This window comes from Chromatiales bacterium (assembly GCA_020445605.1).
GTDB lineage: Bacteria > Pseudomonadota > Gammaproteobacteria > JAGRGH01 > JAGRGH01 > JAGRGH01.
In genome coordinates, this window is sequence record JAGRGH010000006.1 from 76,447 (window position 1) to 93,792 (window position 17,346).

Sequence of the window (17,346 nt, forward strand, 5' to 3'; positions counted from 1 at the left end):
CGATTCGGATCGCCGCCGACATTACGGTGCGGTAATGTTCGGGCAAGCGCATGGCAATGCGCGGTGTGAAGAATTGATCACGAGCCTGGGCAACCGCATCGACCCCGGCTCGACCCGATTCAGTCACATGAGGAACCGTGTCATGAAACCGCTTCAACGCACCACGCTCGGCTGTGCACTCGTCGCCGCCGGCCTGCTCATCGCCATCCCGCCCGCATTCGCCGACGGCATCTGTACTTCCACGGCCAAGCTGCAACTGAAGGCCTGCAAGGAGGACGCCAAGGACGATTACTATCTCACGCGCGCGCAGTGCGAAAATCTCGCCGACCCAGCTGCACACGCCGAGTGCGTGGCCGACTCCAAGCCCGAGCGGGACGCTGCGATCGACGAATGCCGTGTGCAGTATTTCTCCCGCCTGGACCTCTGCGGACTGGTCGGCGAGAACGCCTACGATCCACAGATCGATCCGGCGAACTTCGTCGATCCGCTCGCGATTGGCGACACCGTCGAGCCGAATCCGTATTTCCCGCTGACCCCAGGCTGGACGCGCGTCTACGAGGCTGGTGACGAGACCATCGTCGTGACCAACACCTATGAAACGGTCGAGATTCTCGGCGTGACCTGTCTCGTCGTGCGTGACACGGTGAGCGAGGACGGCGAACTCGTCGAAGACACCACCGATTGGTTCGCACAGCACATCGACGGCAGCGTCTGGTACTTCGGCGAGATCGCGCGCAACTTCGAGGACGGCGAGCTGACCGATCTCGACGGTTCGTTCAAGGCCGGTGTCGACGGCGCCAAGGCCGGCATCGTCATGCAGGCCATGCCGATGGCCGGCGTGAGCTATCGCGAGGAATGGGCGCTCGGCGATGCCGAGGATGCCGCAACGGTGATCAGCACCGCGGCATCGGAGAGCTCGCCGTTCGTCGACTGCGTCGGCGACTGTGTGCAGACCTCGAACTTCACCCCGCTCGAACCGGGCATCTTCGAGAGCAAGTTCTATGCGCCGGGTATTGGCGTCATCGTCGGCTACAACGACGCCGAGACCGAGGATCGCGAGGAACTCGTCGACCGCTTCTTCACCGAACCCGAGGCCGATGAAGAAGAAGACCAGGAGGAAGGCGAGGATGACGACGACGAGGAAGACGAAGAGGACGATTGATTCCCGTACCGATTCGTGAATCGTCACGGCACAGGGAAGTGCCCCATCCGACGTCCCCCCACAGCATCAGTCATCAAATGCCACGGCAATGTCCGAGACCGCCGTCCCCACAGACAGCACTCTCTCGACGCGCCAGGGCCCTACCAATCTCCCGCATCGGCCTGTGTCCGCCCCTTCCGGACGCAGGCCATTTTTTCGTTTCCACGGGCCTGTACATGCACAACCCCACGCGACAACCTAAGGAAACTCTGAACAATTCAGAGTTTCCCGCGGCACAGGGAAGTGCCGCCATTTTCAACGGACGTAAGACGTTGAAAATGAGAGAAAGCGAAAAATGACACTTTTTCGGTTTCGCTGCTCTGGCAATCCGGGACGGATTGATCAGAGCTTCGCTAAAGTATCTGCATGAAACAACCCTTCGAGACGCCGTTCCGGGCAAGACCGACACGCACGCTGTACGCAGCCGCGGCGGCATTGCTCTGGATGATCGCGAACGCGACGCACGCGAACGATGAGCCGGGCAGCGAACCGCAGCGGTTCTACCGCACGCCGCAGGAACGCCGCGAGGCCGGCATACGCCATGAGATCTACGACTGGCTCACGGTCACGGCACTGGTTGAATTCGAGACCGAACGACGCCGCACAAGCACCGACAATCCGCACGGTCATGTGCGCGAACAGGACAACGGTCAGTCGCTGCAGATTGCCGCCGAGATCACGCCGGCGGAATGGCTCGAAGCCGAGGTCGTTTACGAATATGACCCGGACCTCGGTCGCCATGGCATCGACGAGGCGGTCGTGGCCCTGCTCGGCGGGCCGTTCGAACTCAGCGCCGGCAAACAGGACACCGCGCTCAGCGAGTTCTACAGCCACTTCATCATCGGCCCGGTGTTGGAGTTCGGCGAGACCGTCGCGCCTGGCGTGGCACTGAGCTGGAAACCGGCGGCTGGCACCGAGTTGACGCTGTTCGGCTATCGCGGTGAAGCGCGTCGCGAAGGCGGCGGCCGACATGGCCGCGACGACTGGGGCCTGGCGTTCGTCGCCGAGCCGTTCGACGGCGTGACGCTGGGGCTCGGCTATCAGTCCGATCTGGCGGATTCCGACGCCGGCTTCTACGCCGACGAAGGCGACCGTTATCCGCGCCGGGTCGATGTGGCCGCCGCGCACCTGCTCGTGGAATTCGACGCCTTCGAGATCAGCGCCGAATTCGTCCGGGCACTCGACCGGCTGGCGGACTTCGACGACGACCGCAACCAACCGCGCGCCTGGAACGTCGAACTTGCGTGGTTCGCCACGCCGCAGCTGTCACTGGCGCTGCGTGCCGAAGGCAGCGCGGAGATCGAGGACGAACCGCGACGGCGGTTCGGGGTCGGTCTGAGCTGGCTTGCCAGCGAACGCGTCAGCGCACGCGTGGAATTCATGCGCGGGCGCTTTCGCCGTGGCCTGGCACAGACCGACGAGGACGCGGACCTGCGCACCAGCCATGAACTCGCGGCACAGATCAGCATCGCGCTTTAGCGAGCGGTTGTGATCGAGAGACAGGAATACCTTGGACGCAAACCGCGCTTTTCGGTTGCGCCGTTGAAATGGCCTTTGTCTTCGACAAGCTTCCAGACGCAACCCACGACTCGATCGGCGATCCGCGCGCCATGACGGATGGGTGCGTTTCGACAAACTGCTAAGCTTCTGCCCAGTTCCGCGCCACGCGTGCATGCATGCAGACGGCAAGCGATCCCTACGCCACTCCAATGCTCGGCCCGGCCGATCTCGCACGGCTGCGCGCACTCGCGCGCGGCTGCGACTTCCCGCCGCAGAGTCCGCCCTGGATCGAGGCCGCCGCACATGGCGACCGGCTCGCGCGCATCACCGGCAGCGGCCTGGAACTCGAGGAGCTGCGCCCCTACCAGCCCGACGACGAACTGCGTCGCATCGATCCACGTGCCAGCCAGCGGCTGGGTCGGCCGATCGTGCGCGTTTATCGAGAAGAACAGCTGCCGAGCGCCTATGCCGTCTGCGACGCCGGCTCGAGCATGCGCTTCGGCACCCGCGGCGGCCTCAAGCTCGCACAGGCCGCGCGCGTCAGCGCCCTGTTCGGGATTGCGGCGGCGCGGCATGGCTTTGCGGTGGGCGGCGAGCGCGCCGATGCCGGCGGCCGCATCGACCCGGTGCCACCACGCACCGGCGACGCGCACCTGGCACGCTGGCTGGCGCGACTCGCCGAACCCGCCCCGCCGCTCGCAGACGATGGCGGACGGGCACTCGCCAGTGCCCTGCAGGCACTTGCGCGGCGTGTACCGGCCGGTGCGTTCGTGCTGATCGCCAGTGACTGGCGCTTTCTCGACGCCGTGCCGGAGGCCACGCTTGCCGAACTCGCGCGGCGCACCCACCTGCGCGCGGTCGGTATCCAGGACGCCGCCGAATACGCGCTGCCCGACGTCGGCCAGCAGCGGTTCGGCCGCGATGCAGACGCAGTCCCCATGACCCTTGCGACCGGGGATTCCGCCGTGCAGGCCACCACCGCCGGCGAACTGGCCGCACAGCGCGAACGCGCAGGCCGACGCCTGGCCCGCCATGGCGTGGTGCTGCACTGGTTCGCGCCCGGGATCGACTGTGCCGAACGCCTCTGCCAGCTGCTGCGATGGAACCCGACCTCACGCTGATCCGCGACATCATCGAGCCGCGCGGCCCCGCGACGGCTTCGGCCGAGGACCCGCTCGCCGCCGCGCCGGGCTTCGCAATCACGGAACCAGCGATCCTGGCCGGCATCGCAGCCGTGCTGATCGTCGCCGTGGTTCTGTGGTGGCGCCGTCGCACGGCCTGGCGCCGCGGGATCCAGCGCGCACTCAACGCCGCCGGGAACGATGCGCCCGGCGCACGCCAGGCCGCATTCGCGACCGCTGCCGGACTGCGCCGGCGCTTCGCCCGGTCGCAGCTGGACGCCGACGATCCACCGCAGGACATCGACGCCGCCGTGTGGCGCGAACTGGTCGCGAGCCTCGACGCACTGCGCTACCCGTCGACCGTGGAGCCGGCCGCAATGGATCGCCTGCGTGGCGCGGTCGCGCGACTGTGAGCTTCGCCGAACCGTGGTGGCTCGCGCTGGGTGTGCTGCCGTGGCTGGCGCTGCGCGCAGTCGGCGCCGGTCCGGTCGGGCGCCGGCCACTGCTGCGCCATCCGTTCGCGGATCGGCTCGGCGTCGCGCAGCGCAGCGTCGCGCCGCGACGCAGCGGCTCACTGGCCGCCGCGCTGGGCTTCAGCCTGCTCGCCGTCGCGCTGGCGCGCCCGCAGACCGTCGGCGACTGGCTCGCCCCGCCGGTCGCGAGCCGGCAGATCGTCATGGTCGTCGACAGCTCGCAGAGCATGTCGATCCGCGACTATCGGCTCGGCGACGCGCCCGCCTCGCGCATGCAGGTGCTGCGCGCAACGCTGGCGCGGTTCGTCGGTGCACGGCGTGGCGACGAGTTCGCGCTGGTGAATTTCGCCACGCGCGCGGCGACCTTCCTGCCGATGACCCACGATGCGGATGTGGCGCTTTCCATGATCGAACGCCTGCGTGCCGGGCTCGGCGGCGACGACACGGCGATCGGCGACGGCATCGGGCTCGCGCTGCGCGAGATCACGGGTGCCGACGGCCCGCGTCCGGCCCTGCTGGTGTTCAGCGACGGTGAACAGAATGCCGGCGAGCTGTCGCTGGCCGAGGCCGGCGCCCTGGCCCGCGCCGCCGGCGTGCCGGTGTACGTGATCCGGGTCAGCGCCCGACCGCCACCCGAAACCGGCGCCGGCTACGACCTGCGCCGGCTCGCCGCTGACACCGGCGGGCGCTGGTTTCAGGCCGGCAGCGGCGCGGACCTGGACGCCGTGATCGCGACGGTCGGCGCACTCGAGCCCCTGGTACAGCGCGCGCCGACGCAGCGAGCGCAGATCGAGTGGTATCCGCCGCTCGTGTGGGCGGCCGCGACGCTGCTCGTGCTGGCCGCGGTCGCGCGCATCCGGCGCCTCGCGCGATGATCGGCGGCGACCTGCGGCTCGACTTCCCCGTCGCCGTCGCGCTGGCGCTGGTCCCGGCCGCGCTGACGTTCTGGTGGCGTCGCAAGGCCGACCCGGCGTTGCGCTACGCAGACACCGCGCTGCTGCCCTGGGCGGTCATCGGCGACCACACGCGGACGCGCGCCTGGCGCGTCTGGGCCTGGTGGCTGGGCTGGCTCGCGCTGGCCATTGCCGCCGCCGGGCCGAGCCGTCCGGCCGGCGACAGCGAACCCGGCGTCAGCGCCTCGGCGCGCGGCGCGCTGGTGATCGTGGTGCTCGATGCCAGCGACCCGTCGACGGACCGCTTCGGACCCAGCTTTCACGAACAGGCCCGCATCGCGCTGGCCGATCTCACCGCGCAGATGCGCGGCGCCCGCTTTGCGCTGATCGCCTACGCCGCGGACGCGGGCGTGCTGCTGCCGGAAACCATCGATCCGGCGCTAGTCGCGCATTTCGCGGATGTCGCCGTGGATGTGTTTCTTTCCATCGACGCCGAGGATCCGGCCGCGGGACTGGGCGCCGCGCTCGCGCTGGCCAATGCCATCGCAGGCGAGCGCAGGCCGGCGATCGCCTTGCTCGCGCACCAGCTGCCGCGCGGCGCCGACCGCGCCCTGGGTGTAGGACTGGCCGCCGATCGCCTGCGCGGCACGGGTCAACCGATCGTCGCGCTGGCACCGCCCGCCTTGCAGACCAATCTGCGCACGCTCACCGATGCGCGCGTTTTCGGGTTCGACGACACGCAGAGCTGGGTGGCCGCCGTGGACGCCGCGGCCGAACGCGATGAACAGACTGCGAAAGACTCCGCGACGACCCGCGGCCAGCCGGCGGCCCGGCTCTGGCTGGTGCTGGCGCTGCTGCTGCTGGGCGCGGCACACATCGAGCCCGGCCGGCTGCGCCGCCTCGTGCCCGGACTTGCGCTGGCTGCGGGCCTTGGCGCGAGCACGGGCGCGGACGCAAGCGAAGCCGAGGTCGCGGCCTGGGATGCCTATCGCGGCCAGGACTACGCGAACGCCCAGTTGCGCTACCACCGGATCGAGGGCTTCACCGCGCGTTTTGGTGAAGGCGCGGCGGCCTACCGACGCGGTGCCTGGGGCGCGGCCGCGGAGCAGTTCGCCACCGCGGCGCTGCTGGCCGAGGAAGACCGCAATCGCGCGGCGGCGCTCTACAACCTCGGCAATGCGGAATATGCCGGCGGCGACCCGCGCGCGGCGGTCGAGGCCTGGCTCGCCGGCCTGCTGCTGAACCCGGCCGACAGTGCACTGCGCCACAACCTGCAGATGATCCTGCAACAGCTGCCGCAGGCGGCACCGAACGACCCGAACCGGCCGGGACGCGCGGCCGAGGCGCAGAACCTGCCGCAGGACAACACGCCGCCGGGCTTCGGCGAGGACCCGGCCGGCGAGCTCGGCCCGCTGGCAATCGAGGCGGACGCCGCGGGCGGCTGGGCGATTGGCCGCGGGATCGCGCACTCGGGCACCGTCGTTCAGGGCGCGTCGACTGCGGAACTGCGCGCGGCCCGGCGCAAGCTCGAGTTCGTGCGTGACGAGCCCGGCCAGATGCTGCGCGAGCTGGTCGACGCGGAGCGCAAATGAGGCGCTGGCTGGCACTCGCGTGGCTCGCGGCCCTGGCGTTTCCGGCCCGGGGCGAATTCACGCTGGAACCCAGCCGCCGGGTACTGGAGGTCGGCCAGTCCGTGACGCTGTACTTCCGCGCCAGCGACGCACCGGGGTCGCTGGACGACCTCGACCTCAAGCGCATTCCCGCCGACGACTTCTTTCAGGAACCATCGGAGTTCTCGCGTGGCAGCGGCGTCGGCGAGTTCGGTGAACGCGTGATCGTGCAGACCCTGAGCGTGCGTCTGTTCGCCCGGCGGGCCGGACAACTGACCATCCCGGCGTTCGAGTTCGACGGCGTCACGCGCGGCCCCCTCACGTTCGAGGTGGCACCGCCCGCGGGGGATCTGCGCATCGAACCGCGCGTCGTACCGCGGGCCAGCGGCGGCGCTGCGGTGGGCCGTGCGGATGCACGCATGGAGCGCGAGACCTTCGAGCTGCAGGTGGTGATTTCGGCCGCGGCCCGCAAGCTCGACGCACAGATGCTCCTGCCGAGCACACGCGCGTATCACGCCCGCGCCCTGGAGACCGAAAGGCCCGGCGCCCGCGACGGCCGCGAAACCGTCGTATTGCGCCACGCCCTCACGGTGCTCGCGGCCTCGGGTTTCGAGGTGGAGTTTCCGCCGATTGAAGTCCGCAGCCAGGACGCCGTGGTCGGACGACGACTAATCCAGCCGCGCGCATTCGGTGTCGCCGTTCAGCCCCTGCCCGGCTTCGTGCCGGCCTGGGTGCCGGTGGGGCCCGTCGCGCTGGAGTCCGAGCTGGACCCGCCCACGGCCCGGCTCGGCGAGCCCGCGGTCTGGCGCGTGCGCCTGCACGGCGCCGGGCTCACCGAGACGACCCTGCGCCAGATGTTCACACTCAATCCGCCGCAGGCCGACGCCATCGAGGTGCTGGCGCCGGCGTTTTCGATCACGCGCGGCCCTGTGAGCACCGAAGAGACCGCCCGGCTCGACATCCCGCTGCGCCTGCTGCGCGGCGGCGAACTGAAACTCCCGCGACTGCGCCTGCCGTATGTGGACGCCACGACCGGGCGCCTGGAAAACCTCGCGACCGGCGGCGACACAGTGACCGTGATCGACCCGCGCGCGGGGCGCGTGCCGGGTGGACTGGCGCTGATCGCGCTGGTGCTTGGACTGTATGTCGCGGCACTGGCGCTCGCGCCGAGTGTCCGGCGGTGGCACGAACAGCGCGCGCTGCGCAGACGCGTCCGTGGCAGCGCAGACGCCCGCGAACTGCACGCCGCCCTGCTGACCGGATCGGCGGCACGCACGCTCGGCCAGTGGTTCGGGCGCGAGCTGCCGCATCGGCAGGAGCTGCGCAACCACCTGGAGCGCCTGCGCTATGCCCGGTACGCCGAACCGCAGGACGAGTTTCCGCGCCTGCGCACGGCACTGCTCGCGGCACTCGATTCCGCGCACTGACCGGACCCGGCCGCGCGCAATAGTCCCGGTCAAACGCCACCATCGGCGCATTCAACTGGATGCAATCGGGGCGCCGGGTTACCATCAAAGTTCCTGAATCCCCCTTGTTGCCGCAACACCATGGCCGCCGTGCGTTACCAGACCGACGATGTCCGCATCGTCTCGCTGAAGGAAGTCGTCCCGCCCGAAACGCTGCATGCCGAATTTCCGGTCAGCGACGAGGCGGCGACCCTGATTCACGACACACGCGAGCGCATCCACCGCATCCTGCACGGCGAGGACGACCGCATGCTCGTGATCGTCGGGCCGTGCTCGATCCACGATCCGGTCGCGGCGATCGATTACGCGAAACGCCTCAAGCGCGTGCGCGACCGGCTGGCCGGCGATCTGGAGATCGTCATGCGCGTGTATTTCGAAAAGCCGCGCACGACGGTCGGCTGGAAGGGGCTGATCAACGACCCGGACCTCGACGAAAGCTTTCATATCAATCTGGGGCTGCAGCTCGCGCGCAAGCTGCTGAGCGACCTGAACCGCATGGGCATGCCGGCGGCCACGGAGTTCCTCGACCTGATCACGCCGCAGTATGTCGCGGACCTGATCAGCTGGGGTGCGATCGGTGCACGCACGACCGAATCGCAGGTTCATCGCGAACTCGCCTCGGGCCTGTCCTGCCCGGTCGGGTTCAAGAACGGCACCGACGGCGGTCTGCGCGTGGCGATCGACGCCATCGGCGCGGCCTCGCGTCCGCATGTGTTTCTGTCGCTGACCAAGCAGGGGCATTCGGCGATCTTCTCGACGACCGGCAACACCGACTGCCACATCATCCTGCGCGGTGGCGCACGCGGGCCGAACCACGACGCGGCCTCCGTCAACGACGCCGCCACACAGCTCGAAGCCGCCGGGCTGGACCCGATCCTGATGATCGACTTCAGTCACGCGAATTCGCAGAAGGACCCGAAACGCCAGGTCGATGTGGGCGCGGATGTCGCCGCGCAGGTCGCCAGCGGTGACGGCCGCATCATTGGCGCGATGATCGAAAGCCATCTGGTTGGCGGACGGCAGGATGTCGTGCCGGGCCAGGACCTCTGCTACGGCCAGAGCATCACGGACGCCTGCCTCGCCTGGGATGCGACCGAACCGCTGCTCGAATCACTGGCCGCGGCCGTACGCGCCCGCCGCGGCAGCGCGCAGCGCGCCGCCGGCTGAAACCGGAGTCCCGCACGACCATGGAGTGGCTCGCCCGGATCGCAGTCGCCATCGTCGCCGTGCTGCATCTCGGCTTTCTGGTGCTGGAGATATTCCTGTGGAAACGCCCGGTCGGGCGGCGCATTTTCGGGCTGTCGCGTGAGGTCACCGATGGCGCCGCGGCACTCGCCGCGAACCAGGGTCTCTACAACGGTTTCCTCGCCGCCGGGCTCGTCTGGGGCCTGCTCGATGCACGCGCCGGTACGCCGGTGCTCGTGTTCTTTCTCGCATGCGTCATTATCGCGGGCATCTTCGGCGCCCTGACCGCGAAGCAGAGCATCCTGTGGATTCAGGCGCTGCCGGGTGCAATCGCACTCGCGCTGGTGCTGGCGACCGCAATGCGCTGACGAACCCGCGCAACCGGCTGTTGAAACGAGAACTTCAACGGCCTGCCAGGCAGCTGGCGACGGTATCGGCGATCCCTTCCAGCAGTCGGGCGTAGAGCTGCGCACCGGGCTCGATGTCGTATCCCAGCGGGTCGAGTTCGGCGCGGTGTACTTCGAGCCCGGCGGTCAGCCGTTCGGCGATGCGCGGCGCAAACTGCGGCTCGGTGAACAGACAGCGCGCGCCGTCGGACTCGAACAGCCTGCGCAGTTCGGCGAGGTGCCCGGCGGTTGGCGGGCGATCGGCATCCAGCGTCACGCTGGCGGCAACGGCAAGCCCATAGCGCGCGGCAAAGTAGGCAAAGGCGTCGTGAAAGGTCACGAACGGCCGCCCACGCAGCGGCTCGAGCCGGGTGCGCACACGCGCATCGAGCGCCGCGAGTTCCTGTTCAACACGCTCGGCATTCGCCCGGTACGCGGCAGCGTGCACCGGATCGCGCCGGGCGAATTGGTCGGCCAGCACGCGAGCCAGCGCGGCCATGTTCGCAGGGTCGAGCCAGGCGTGCGGATCCACCTCGGCGGCGGAATCCCCGGCGCGACGCAGCGAGACGCCTTCGGTTTCGAGCAAGGCCACGGCGGTCTGGCCCGGATGCCGCGCGATACTGCCCGCGAGCGCCGTTTCCAGCGCCGGCCCGACCCAGACCACGACATCGGCGGCATCCAGCGCGCGCGCCTGCGATGGCTTGAGTTGCAGGTGGTGCGGCGAAACGGCACCCGGCAGCAGCAAGCTCACGGACGTGCTTTCGCCGGCCACGGCCACGGCGATCGAGTGCAGCGGTCGAATCGTTGCGACGACCTGGATTGGTGGCTCCGCAGCGGCCGCGCCTACCAGTGCAAGAATCAGGGGAACGACCCAGACACGCGACATCAACGGGAGCCTCTTCATGGTGTGTACTGGCCTGGCCGCTGCATGCGCCCCCGGCCCCGGGTTACCATCGGCGGCTACGATACCGCATGTTCATTCTGCGGCATGACCGCCCCGCTCCAACACCTGAGCCTACGTCACCCCTTCGAACCCATGTTTGATTCAAGAACCCTGCTGATCACCGGTGGCACCGGGTCGTTCGGTAACGCCGTTGTCCGACGATTTCTCGGTTCGAACCTGCGCGAGATTCGCATCCTGAGCCGAGACGAAAAGAAACAGGATGACATGCGCAAGCTCTACGACAGCCCCAGGCTGAAATTTCACCTGGGCGATGTGCGCGATTACCAGTCGGTCCTGAATGTTACACGTGGGGTTGATTTCATCTTTCATGCAGCCGCGCTCAAGCAGGTGCCGTCCTGCGAGTTTCATCCGCTGGAGGCGGTCAAGACCAACGTACTGGGCACGGAAAACGTGCTCGAGGCCGCGATCAATTGCGGCGTCAGCCGCGTGATCTGTCTCAGCACCGACAAGGCCGTCTACCCGATCAACGCCATGGGCATCACCAAGGCCATGATGGAGAAGGTCGCCGTCGCAAAGTCCCGATCCAGCGGTGACACCGTCATCACGGTGACCCGCTACGGCAACGTCATGGCCTCACGTGGCTCGGTGATCCCCCTGTTTACGAACCAGATTCGCGCAGGACAAGCACTGACCATCACCGATCCTGCGATGACCCGTTTCATGATGACGCTGGACGACGCGGTGGACCTGGTTCTGTTTGCGTTCGAGCACGGCAACCCGGGCGAGATTTTCGTACAGAAGGCGCCCGCCGCCACCATCGAAACGCTTGCCAGGGCACTTACCCGGCTGCTTGATGTGCCTGAACACGCCATCAACATCATCGGCACTCGCCACGGCGAAAAGCTGTTCGAGGTGCTGCTCAGCCGCGAGGAAATGGTGTCGGCGCAGGATCTCGGCAACTACTTTCGCATCCCGCCTGACCTGCGCGACCTGAACTACGGAAAATTCGTCGAACAGGGGGAAGTCACCATCTCCGAGTCAGTCGAATACACCTCTCACAACACCACCCGCCTGGACGTACCCGGCATGCAGGCATTGCTGATGAAGCTGCGTTTTATCGAGGCCGCGGTACGCGGCGAGTATGTGGAGCCCGAGGAGTGATCCTGACCCGTTGCGGCCAACGACACCGGGACCGGTCGGAGCCAGGTTCTGTCTCCACGCACGCAGTCCGTGCAAGCACGCAAAGTCGCAGCCTGAAACGTGTCGCAGCACCCTGATCCATCATGAAGAAACTCAGAATCATCACCGTGGTTGGCACCCGCCCGGAGATCATCCGGCTGTCACGCGTGATCGCCCTGCTGGATCGACATTGCGATCATGTCCTCGTGCACACAGGGCAAAACTTCGACTACGAACTCAACCAGGTATTCTTTGACGATCTGGAGATTCGCAAGCCGGACTTCTTTCTGAACAGCACGGAAGGAAGCACGGGAGCGGCCAACACGATCGGCAACGTGATCACCGCCATCGACAGGGTTCTGGAGCAGGTCAAACCCGAGGCGATGCTGGTACTGGGCGACACGAACAGTTGTCTGGCGGTCATACCGGCGAAGCGCCGCAAGGTCCCGATTTTCCACATGGAGGCCGGAAACCGCTGCTTCGATCAGCGCGTTCCGGAAGAAACCAACCGGCGCATCGTGGACCACACCGCGGATGTCAACCTGACCTACAGCTCGATCGCGCGGGAAAATCTGCTGCGCGAAGGGCTGCCAGCGGACCAGATCATCAGGACCGGCAGCCCGATGTACGAAGTGCTGCACCACTACATGCCGCGGATCACGGCATCCGACGCGCTCCGGCGCCTCGCCGTTGAGCGGCACCAGTACTTCGTCGTGAGCGCGCACCGCGAGGAAAACGTCGATTCGGATCACGGTCTGGAGAAGCTGGCGAGCATCCTGAATGCGCTCGCCGACGACCACGCCCTGCCGGTGCTGGTGTCAACACATCCGCGCACCCGCAGGCGCATCGACGAGGCCGGCGTGCAATTTCATGCGCAGGTGCGCCTGATGAAGCCACTGGGCTTTCTGGACTATGTTCAGCTCCAGATCCACGCGAGAGCAGTTCTGTCGGACAGCGGGACGATCAGCGAAGAGTCGTCGATCCTGAATTTTCCGGCATTGAACCTTCGAGAGGCACACGAGCGACCCGAAGCCATGGAGGAAGCCGCGGTCATGATGGTCGGGCTCGATGTCGATCGGGTACGCCAGGGCCTGTCCATTCTGGAAACCCAGCCGCGTGGCGACGGACGCGGGCTGCGACTGGTTGCCGACTACGGCATGCCGAACGTCAGCGAAAAGGTGTTGCGCATCGTGCACAGTTACACCGACTACGTGAAGCGCGTGGTCTGGAGGAAATACTGAGTCGGCTGCGATGCGCATCGCGTTGATCGCCGACACCTACCCGCCGCTGCGCACCTCCGGTGCGGTGCAACTGCGCGACCTTTCCAGGGAACTGGTGCGACAAGGTCACGAAGCGACCGTCATGCTCCCGGCCCCGGGCCAATCCGCGCGCTGGACCGTCGAACACATCGATGGCGTCCGTGTCGTTCGGCTGCGGGCACCAAGAACCAAGGACATCGGCTACGTCCGCCGCACGCTGGCCGAATTCCGGATGCCGTTCGCGATGCTGCGAAGCCTGCGTGCCAGCCCTGTCGCAGATGAGCGCTGGGATGGGGTCGTGTGGTACGCACCATCGATCTTCCATGGCCCCATGGCGAGTGCGCTGAAGAAATCCAGCGGGTGCAAAGGCTACCTGATCATTCGCGATATCTTTCCGGAATGGGCGGTCGACATGGGTCTCATGGGGCGGGGGCTTCCCTACCGGCTGCTGAGCACCGTAGCCCGCTACCAGTACTCGGTCGCCGACGTGATCGGCGTCCAGACGGCGGGCAACCGGCGCTATTTTGCAGACTGGATGCGCAGCCCGGGGCGAACACTGGAGGTTTTGCAGAACTGGCTGGACCAGCCAGCGCAGCTGCGCTGTCGCATCCGGATCGATGAAACCGCACTGGCCGGACGAAGGATCTTTGTATATGCGGGCAACATGGGCGTTGCGCAGGGGATGGACATCCTCGTCGATCTCGCGGAGCGGATGCGCCTGCGTCCGGACGTCGGATTCGTGTTCGTCGGCCGCGGCAGCGATGGCGCGCGCCTGAAACGCGTCTGCCGTGACCGGGATCTCGACAACGCCCTGTTCTTCGACGAAATCGACCCCGACGAGATTCCCGACCTGTACCGACAGTGCAGCGCCGGCCTGGTCGCGCTGGACCCCCGCCACCGGTCGCACAACATCCCCGGGAAGTTCCTGACCTATATGCAAAGCGGACTTCCGGTGCTGGCCAGCCTCAATGCCGGAAACGACCTGGCTGAAGTCATCCGCACGGAGCAGGTCGGACAGGTCTGCGAGACCCATCGCATCGACGATCTGCTTGCCTTTGCCGACCGGCTGCTCGAGCAGATCGAGACCGACGGGTCGCTACCGGACCGATGCCGGGCGCTGTTCGAGCGGGAGTTCTCGGTCACCCGGGCCGCGGCACAGGTCGTTGCGGCTCTGTCGGCCTAGTGTCCTGTCCCGCAGTGATCTGTCATTCCTGAGGGTTCCTACGGTTCGAGGGCAAGGCGCGTCGTGAAGGCGACGGTCATTCCATTGGCAAGCGGCGCAACACAGTCCTCGAACCGTAGAAGCCGTCCCTGCGGTCGCGGCGCCCGCACGGCTCCAGAACGGCCCACAGGAAGGGCGAGGGCAAAAACTTCGCCGATATAATGACCAGTGCGACGCCGAACTCGCGAGACCCTTTTTCGGCCTGCCATTCCGGGTAATACTGCGTTGCAATGCCTGCGCGTCTGCCCGGCTCCGACTGGTTTCCCCGTTGATCCCGACCCAGCCATGCCTGCCGCCCGCACACACCAAAGCCCCCCACTGTCCACTGCGCGATGGCCGATCAATTTCTGATCGAGGCGCGCGGCGTGCGGCTGAGCCGCGCGGGCCGACGCATTCTCGACGGCGTGAGTCTGGCCGTGCCGCGGCGGCGCATCGTCACGGTGATCGGCCCGAACGGTGCGGGCAAGACCATGCTCGCGCGCGTGCTGCTCGGGCTGACGCCGCCCGACGCGGGCAAAGTACATCGCGCCGCGGGTGTGCGCATCGGCTACGTCCCCCAGCGGCTCACCGCCGAACCGCTGCTGCCGCTGACCGTCGCACGATTCCTGACCCTGACGATGCGTGCCGATCGTGATACCTGTGTCGCCGCGCTCGCTCGCGTCGACGTCGACGATCTGATCGACGCCGACCTCTACCGCATCTCCGGCGGCGAACTGCAACGCGTGCTGCTCGCCCGCGCGCTGCTCCGGCGCCCCGACCTGCTGGTGCTCGACGAACCGGCGCAGGGGGTCGATCTGACCGGACAGCTGGAGATGTACGAACTGATCGCCGCGCTGCGCGATGAACTCGGCTGTGGCGTGTTGCTGATCTCCCACGACCTGCATCTGGTCATGGCCAAGACCGACGAGGTCGTGTGCCTGAACTCGCATGTTTGCTGTACCGGACACCCGGAAGCCGTGAGCCGTCATCCGGAATATCTCGCGCTGTTTGGCGAGCCGGCGCCGGCCGCGCTGGCCGTCTACCGGCATCACCACGACCACCAGCACGACGTGCACGGACGCGTCGTGGAGGACGGCCATGACTGAGTTCTGGGTCTGGCCGCTGGCTGCCGCACTGACCGTCGCACTGGTCGCCGGGCCACTGGGCTGTTTCGTCGTCTGGCGCCGCATGGCCTATTTCGGCGACGCGCTGGCGCACTCCGCGCTGCTGGGCGTGACGTTGGGTTTTGCGATCGGGCTGGCGCCGACCGCGGGCGTCGCGCTGGTCATGATCGCCGTTGCCGCCCTGCTGGTGTGGCTGCAGGAACACACGGCGTTCGCCTCCGACACCCTGCTCGGCATCCTCGCGCATCTGGCGCTCGCGCTCGGCATCGTGCTGGCGAGTCGCGAGACCAACCTGCGCGTGGACCTGCTCGGCTACCTGTTCGGCGATGTGCTCGCGGTCGGACCGGCCGACTTCGCAGGGATCGCCGCGATCACGATCACGGTGGGGATTGCGCTGGCGCTGGCCTGGCGCGGACTGCTCGCGTCCGTCGTGCACGGCGAACTCGCCGCCGTAGAGGGTGTGCGCGTGGTGGCGCTGCGCTGGCTGTTCGTGATGCTGATCGCCGCGCTCGTGGCCGTGGCCATGCGGGTGGTCGGCATGTTGCTGATCACCGCGCTGCTGATTCTGCCCGGGTCGGCGGCGCGCGCGCTGGCGCGCACCCCGGAAGGCATGGCGCTGATTGCGGCCGGCGTCGGCGTGGTCTCGGTGCTGGGCGGGCTTGCCGCCTCCTTCGCGTTCGACTGGCCCAGCGGACCGACGATCGTGCTCGCGGCCGGCGTCGTGTTCGTTGTCATGCAGCTTGCCGGCGCCCTGCGTTCACGCGCCGCTCAGGGCTCATGAATCGTCACGCGGGCGCGCCCAACGACAGCGCACACCCGGCGCTGCCCGCGCTTCTGCAATCGTCCGATGCGCTGCGCGCCGGATTCATCGACGGGCTGGAGCGGCTGCTGGCACGCGACAGCCTCGGCGCCCTGATCCTCGTGCACGCGAACGCGGCGATCGACCCCGGGCTGTGGCCTGACTTTGAGCCGCGGCTCGCCGAACGTCGCGATGCAGCGCTGGCCGCGGAGGCCGCCGGTGCGGCATGGCCCGGGTCGGCCGATGATCGCGCCGTGTTCAGCACCCTGAGCAGGCAGGCCAGCGAATTCGCCGTCTGTCAGCGGACGCGCGAATGCGGTCCCTGGCGAATCTGCGTCAACCCCATGCGCGCCCTGCGCCCGGCCCGCGCGGCCGAACAGCCGGTCCATCAGCTGCGCGCGCCGTTCAACCCGGACGGCTTTCACTTCGCGCGGCCGTTTTTGCAACCGGAAATCCTCTGGCAGGGCGTTCTCGCGGGACGCGAAACGGGCCTGCTCTACAACAAGTTTCCGTTTGTACCGCTGCATGGCCTGCTGGTGCCGACGCCCACGGCCGGACGCGAGCAGTTTCTGCGCGAAGACGATCTCGGCTGGCTGGTCACGCTTGCCGGCACGCTCGCCGTCCGCATTCCGGGATTCGGCATCGCCTATAACGCCTACGGCGCCTCGGCGTCGGTCAATCAGCTGCACTTGCAGACCTTCGCCAGCGACGCCGCGCTGGCCATTGAGTCGCCGACCTGGCGACACAACGGCGGTGCCGATGCGTATCCGGTTCGGGTAGAGACATTTGTCGACGCCGACACCGCATGGAGCGCCATCGAGGCACTGCACGCGCGTGAGCGGCCCTACCATCTGGTGTTGCGGAACGCGCGGATTTATCTCATCGAACGCGCGTTCCAGGGCCGGTTCGAAGCGCCGGTGTGGAGCAGCGGACTGGCCTGGCACGAGTTTGCCGGCGGATTTACCACCGAGTCCGCAACCGCCTTTGCAGCGATGCAGCCCGCTGAACTCTACGAGGCGCTCGAGGCCGCGCGCTGAAGCCGCTA

General features: G+C 67.5%; 16 protein-coding genes. 15 read left to right on the top strand and 1 reads right to left on the bottom strand.

The window, feature by feature from the left end; translation table 11 throughout:
- Window positions 1-142 precede the first annotated feature (142 nt).
- The 9 genes from KDG50_01260 to KDG50_01300 all read left to right on the top strand — a co-directional run bounded on the left by KDG50_01260 (window position 143) and on the right by KDG50_01300 (window position 9,817).
- Entirely contained in the window at window positions 143-1,162 is a 1,020-nt protein-coding gene (locus KDG50_01260; protein ID MCB1864031.1) for a hypothetical protein, read from the top strand.
- Between the two features lie 405 nt (window positions 1,163-1,567).
- Complete coding sequence (locus tag KDG50_01265; protein ID MCB1864032.1) at window positions 1,568-2,680, top strand: hypothetical protein; 1,113 nt, start codon at window positions 1,568-1,570, stop codon at window positions 2,678-2,680.
- Between the two features lie 197 nt (window positions 2,681-2,877).
- Window positions 2,878-3,822 (top strand): DUF58 domain-containing protein, encoded by a 945-nt coding sequence (locus KDG50_01270; GenBank protein ID MCB1864033.1) that lies wholly within the window; start codon window positions 2,878-2,880, stop codon window positions 3,820-3,822.
- On the top strand, window positions 3,801-4,235 hold the full coding sequence (locus KDG50_01275; GenBank protein ID MCB1864034.1) for a hypothetical protein: 435 nt from the start codon (window positions 3,801-3,803) through the stop codon (window positions 4,233-4,235). The genes KDG50_01270 and KDG50_01275 overlap by 22 nt, the downstream gene beginning before the upstream one ends.
- Complete coding sequence (locus tag KDG50_01280) at window positions 4,232-5,170, top strand: VWA domain-containing protein (GenBank protein MCB1864035.1); 939 nt, start codon at window positions 4,232-4,234, stop codon at window positions 5,168-5,170. The genes KDG50_01275 and KDG50_01280 overlap by 4 nt, the downstream gene beginning before the upstream one ends.
- On the top strand, window positions 5,167-6,780 hold the full coding sequence (locus tag KDG50_01285) for a hypothetical protein (protein MCB1864036.1): 1,614 nt from the start codon (window positions 5,167-5,169) through the stop codon (window positions 6,778-6,780). Before KDG50_01280 ends, KDG50_01285 begins: the two co-directional genes overlap by 4 nt.
- Window positions 6,777-8,225: a hypothetical protein gene (locus tag KDG50_01290; GenBank protein MCB1864037.1), complete on the top strand. Its 1,449-nt coding sequence runs from the start codon at window positions 6,777-6,779 to the stop codon at window positions 8,223-8,225. Before KDG50_01285 ends, KDG50_01290 begins: the two co-directional genes overlap by 4 nt.
- Before the next feature lie 129 nt (window positions 8,226-8,354).
- Entirely contained in the window at window positions 8,355-9,431 is a 1,077-nt protein-coding gene (gene aroG, locus KDG50_01295) for a 3-deoxy-7-phosphoheptulonate synthase AroG (protein ID MCB1864038.1), read from the top strand.
- Between the two features lie 20 nt (window positions 9,432-9,451).
- On the top strand, window positions 9,452-9,817 hold the full coding sequence (locus tag KDG50_01300) for a DUF1304 domain-containing protein (protein ID MCB1864039.1): 366 nt from the start codon (window positions 9,452-9,454) through the stop codon (window positions 9,815-9,817).
- 34 nt (window positions 9,818-9,851) lie between these two features.
- Here the strand turns inward: KDG50_01300 and KDG50_01305 are convergent, their stop codons facing one another.
- The gene (locus KDG50_01305; protein ID MCB1864040.1) at window positions 9,852-10,739 is read right to left on the bottom strand and encodes a zinc ABC transporter substrate-binding protein; all 888 of its coding nucleotides are present in this window, start codon (window positions 10,737-10,739) and stop codon (window positions 9,852-9,854) included.
- A 132-nt stretch (window positions 10,740-10,871) separates the two neighbouring features.
- Between KDG50_01305 and KDG50_01310 the strand changes: the two genes are divergently transcribed.
- From KDG50_01310 to KDG50_01335, 6 genes are all read left to right on the top strand, one after another.
- Window positions 10,872-11,900 carry a polysaccharide biosynthesis protein gene (locus KDG50_01310; GenBank protein ID MCB1864041.1) on the top strand — a complete coding sequence of 343 codons (1,029 nt, stop codon included), beginning with the start codon at window positions 10,872-10,874 and terminating at the stop codon, window positions 11,898-11,900.
- Between the two features lie 140 nt (window positions 11,901-12,040).
- Entirely contained in the window at window positions 12,041-13,159 is a 1,119-nt protein-coding gene (wecB, locus tag KDG50_01315; GenBank protein ID MCB1864042.1) for a UDP-N-acetylglucosamine 2-epimerase (non-hydrolyzing), read from the top strand.
- A 10-nt stretch (window positions 13,160-13,169) separates the two neighbouring features.
- Window positions 13,170-14,360, top strand: a complete 1,191-nt coding sequence (locus KDG50_01320; GenBank protein ID MCB1864043.1) for a glycosyltransferase family 4 protein — start codon at window positions 13,170-13,172, stop codon at window positions 14,358-14,360.
- Between the two features lie 371 nt (window positions 14,361-14,731).
- Complete coding sequence (znuC, locus tag KDG50_01325; GenBank protein ID MCB1864044.1) at window positions 14,732-15,484, top strand: zinc ABC transporter ATP-binding protein ZnuC; 753 nt, start codon at window positions 14,732-14,734, stop codon at window positions 15,482-15,484.
- Complete coding sequence (locus tag KDG50_01330) at window positions 15,477-16,283, top strand: metal ABC transporter permease (GenBank protein ID MCB1864045.1); 807 nt, start codon at window positions 15,477-15,479, stop codon at window positions 16,281-16,283. Before znuC ends, KDG50_01330 begins: the two co-directional genes overlap by 8 nt.
- Window positions 16,280-17,338, top strand: coding sequence for a hypothetical protein (locus tag KDG50_01335; GenBank protein ID MCB1864046.1), 1,059 nt, complete (start codon window positions 16,280-16,282; stop codon window positions 17,336-17,338). Before KDG50_01330 ends, KDG50_01335 begins: the two co-directional genes overlap by 4 nt.
- The last annotated feature ends 8 nt before the right edge of the window (window positions 17,339-17,346 follow it).

What these genes read in the sequence shown, in the direction of transcription:
- KDG50_01330 (MCB1864045.1), top strand. Translation starts at nt 15,477, where the DNA reads ATGACTGAGTTCTGGGTCTGGCCGCTGGCTGCCGCACTGACCGTCGCA.
- KDG50_01320 (MCB1864043.1), top strand. Translation starts at nt 13,170, where the DNA reads ATGCGCATCGCGTTGATCGCCGACACCTACCCGCCGCTGCGCACCTCC.
- KDG50_01265 (MCB1864032.1), top strand. Translation starts at nt 1,568, where the DNA reads ATGAAACAACCCTTCGAGACGCCGTTCCGGGCAAGACCGACACGCACG.
- KDG50_01285 (MCB1864036.1), top strand. Translation starts at nt 5,167, where the DNA reads ATGATCGGCGGCGACCTGCGGCTCGACTTCCCCGTCGCCGTCGCGCTG.
- KDG50_01300 (MCB1864039.1), top strand. Translation starts at nt 9,452, where the DNA reads ATGGAGTGGCTCGCCCGGATCGCAGTCGCCATCGTCGCCGTGCTGCAT.
- KDG50_01275 (MCB1864034.1), top strand. Translation starts at nt 3,801, where the DNA reads ATGGAACCCGACCTCACGCTGATCCGCGACATCATCGAGCCGCGCGGC.
- KDG50_01305 (MCB1864040.1), bottom strand. Translation starts at nt 10,739, where the DNA reads ATGAAGAGGCTCCCGTTGATGTCGCGTGTCTGGGTCGTTCCCCTGATT.
- znuC (MCB1864044.1), top strand. Translation starts at nt 14,732, where the DNA reads ATGGCCGATCAATTTCTGATCGAGGCGCGCGGCGTGCGGCTGAGCCGC.
- KDG50_01310 (MCB1864041.1), top strand. Translation starts at nt 10,872, where the DNA reads ATGTTTGATTCAAGAACCCTGCTGATCACCGGTGGCACCGGGTCGTTC.
- KDG50_01290 (MCB1864037.1), top strand. Translation starts at nt 6,777, where the DNA reads ATGAGGCGCTGGCTGGCACTCGCGTGGCTCGCGGCCCTGGCGTTTCCG.
- KDG50_01335 (MCB1864046.1), top strand. Translation starts at nt 16,280, where the DNA reads ATGAATCGTCACGCGGGCGCGCCCAACGACAGCGCACACCCGGCGCTG.
- KDG50_01270 (MCB1864033.1), top strand. Translation starts at nt 2,878, where the DNA reads ATGCAGACGGCAAGCGATCCCTACGCCACTCCAATGCTCGGCCCGGCC.
- KDG50_01260 (MCB1864031.1), top strand. Translation starts at nt 143, where the DNA reads ATGAAACCGCTTCAACGCACCACGCTCGGCTGTGCACTCGTCGCCGCC.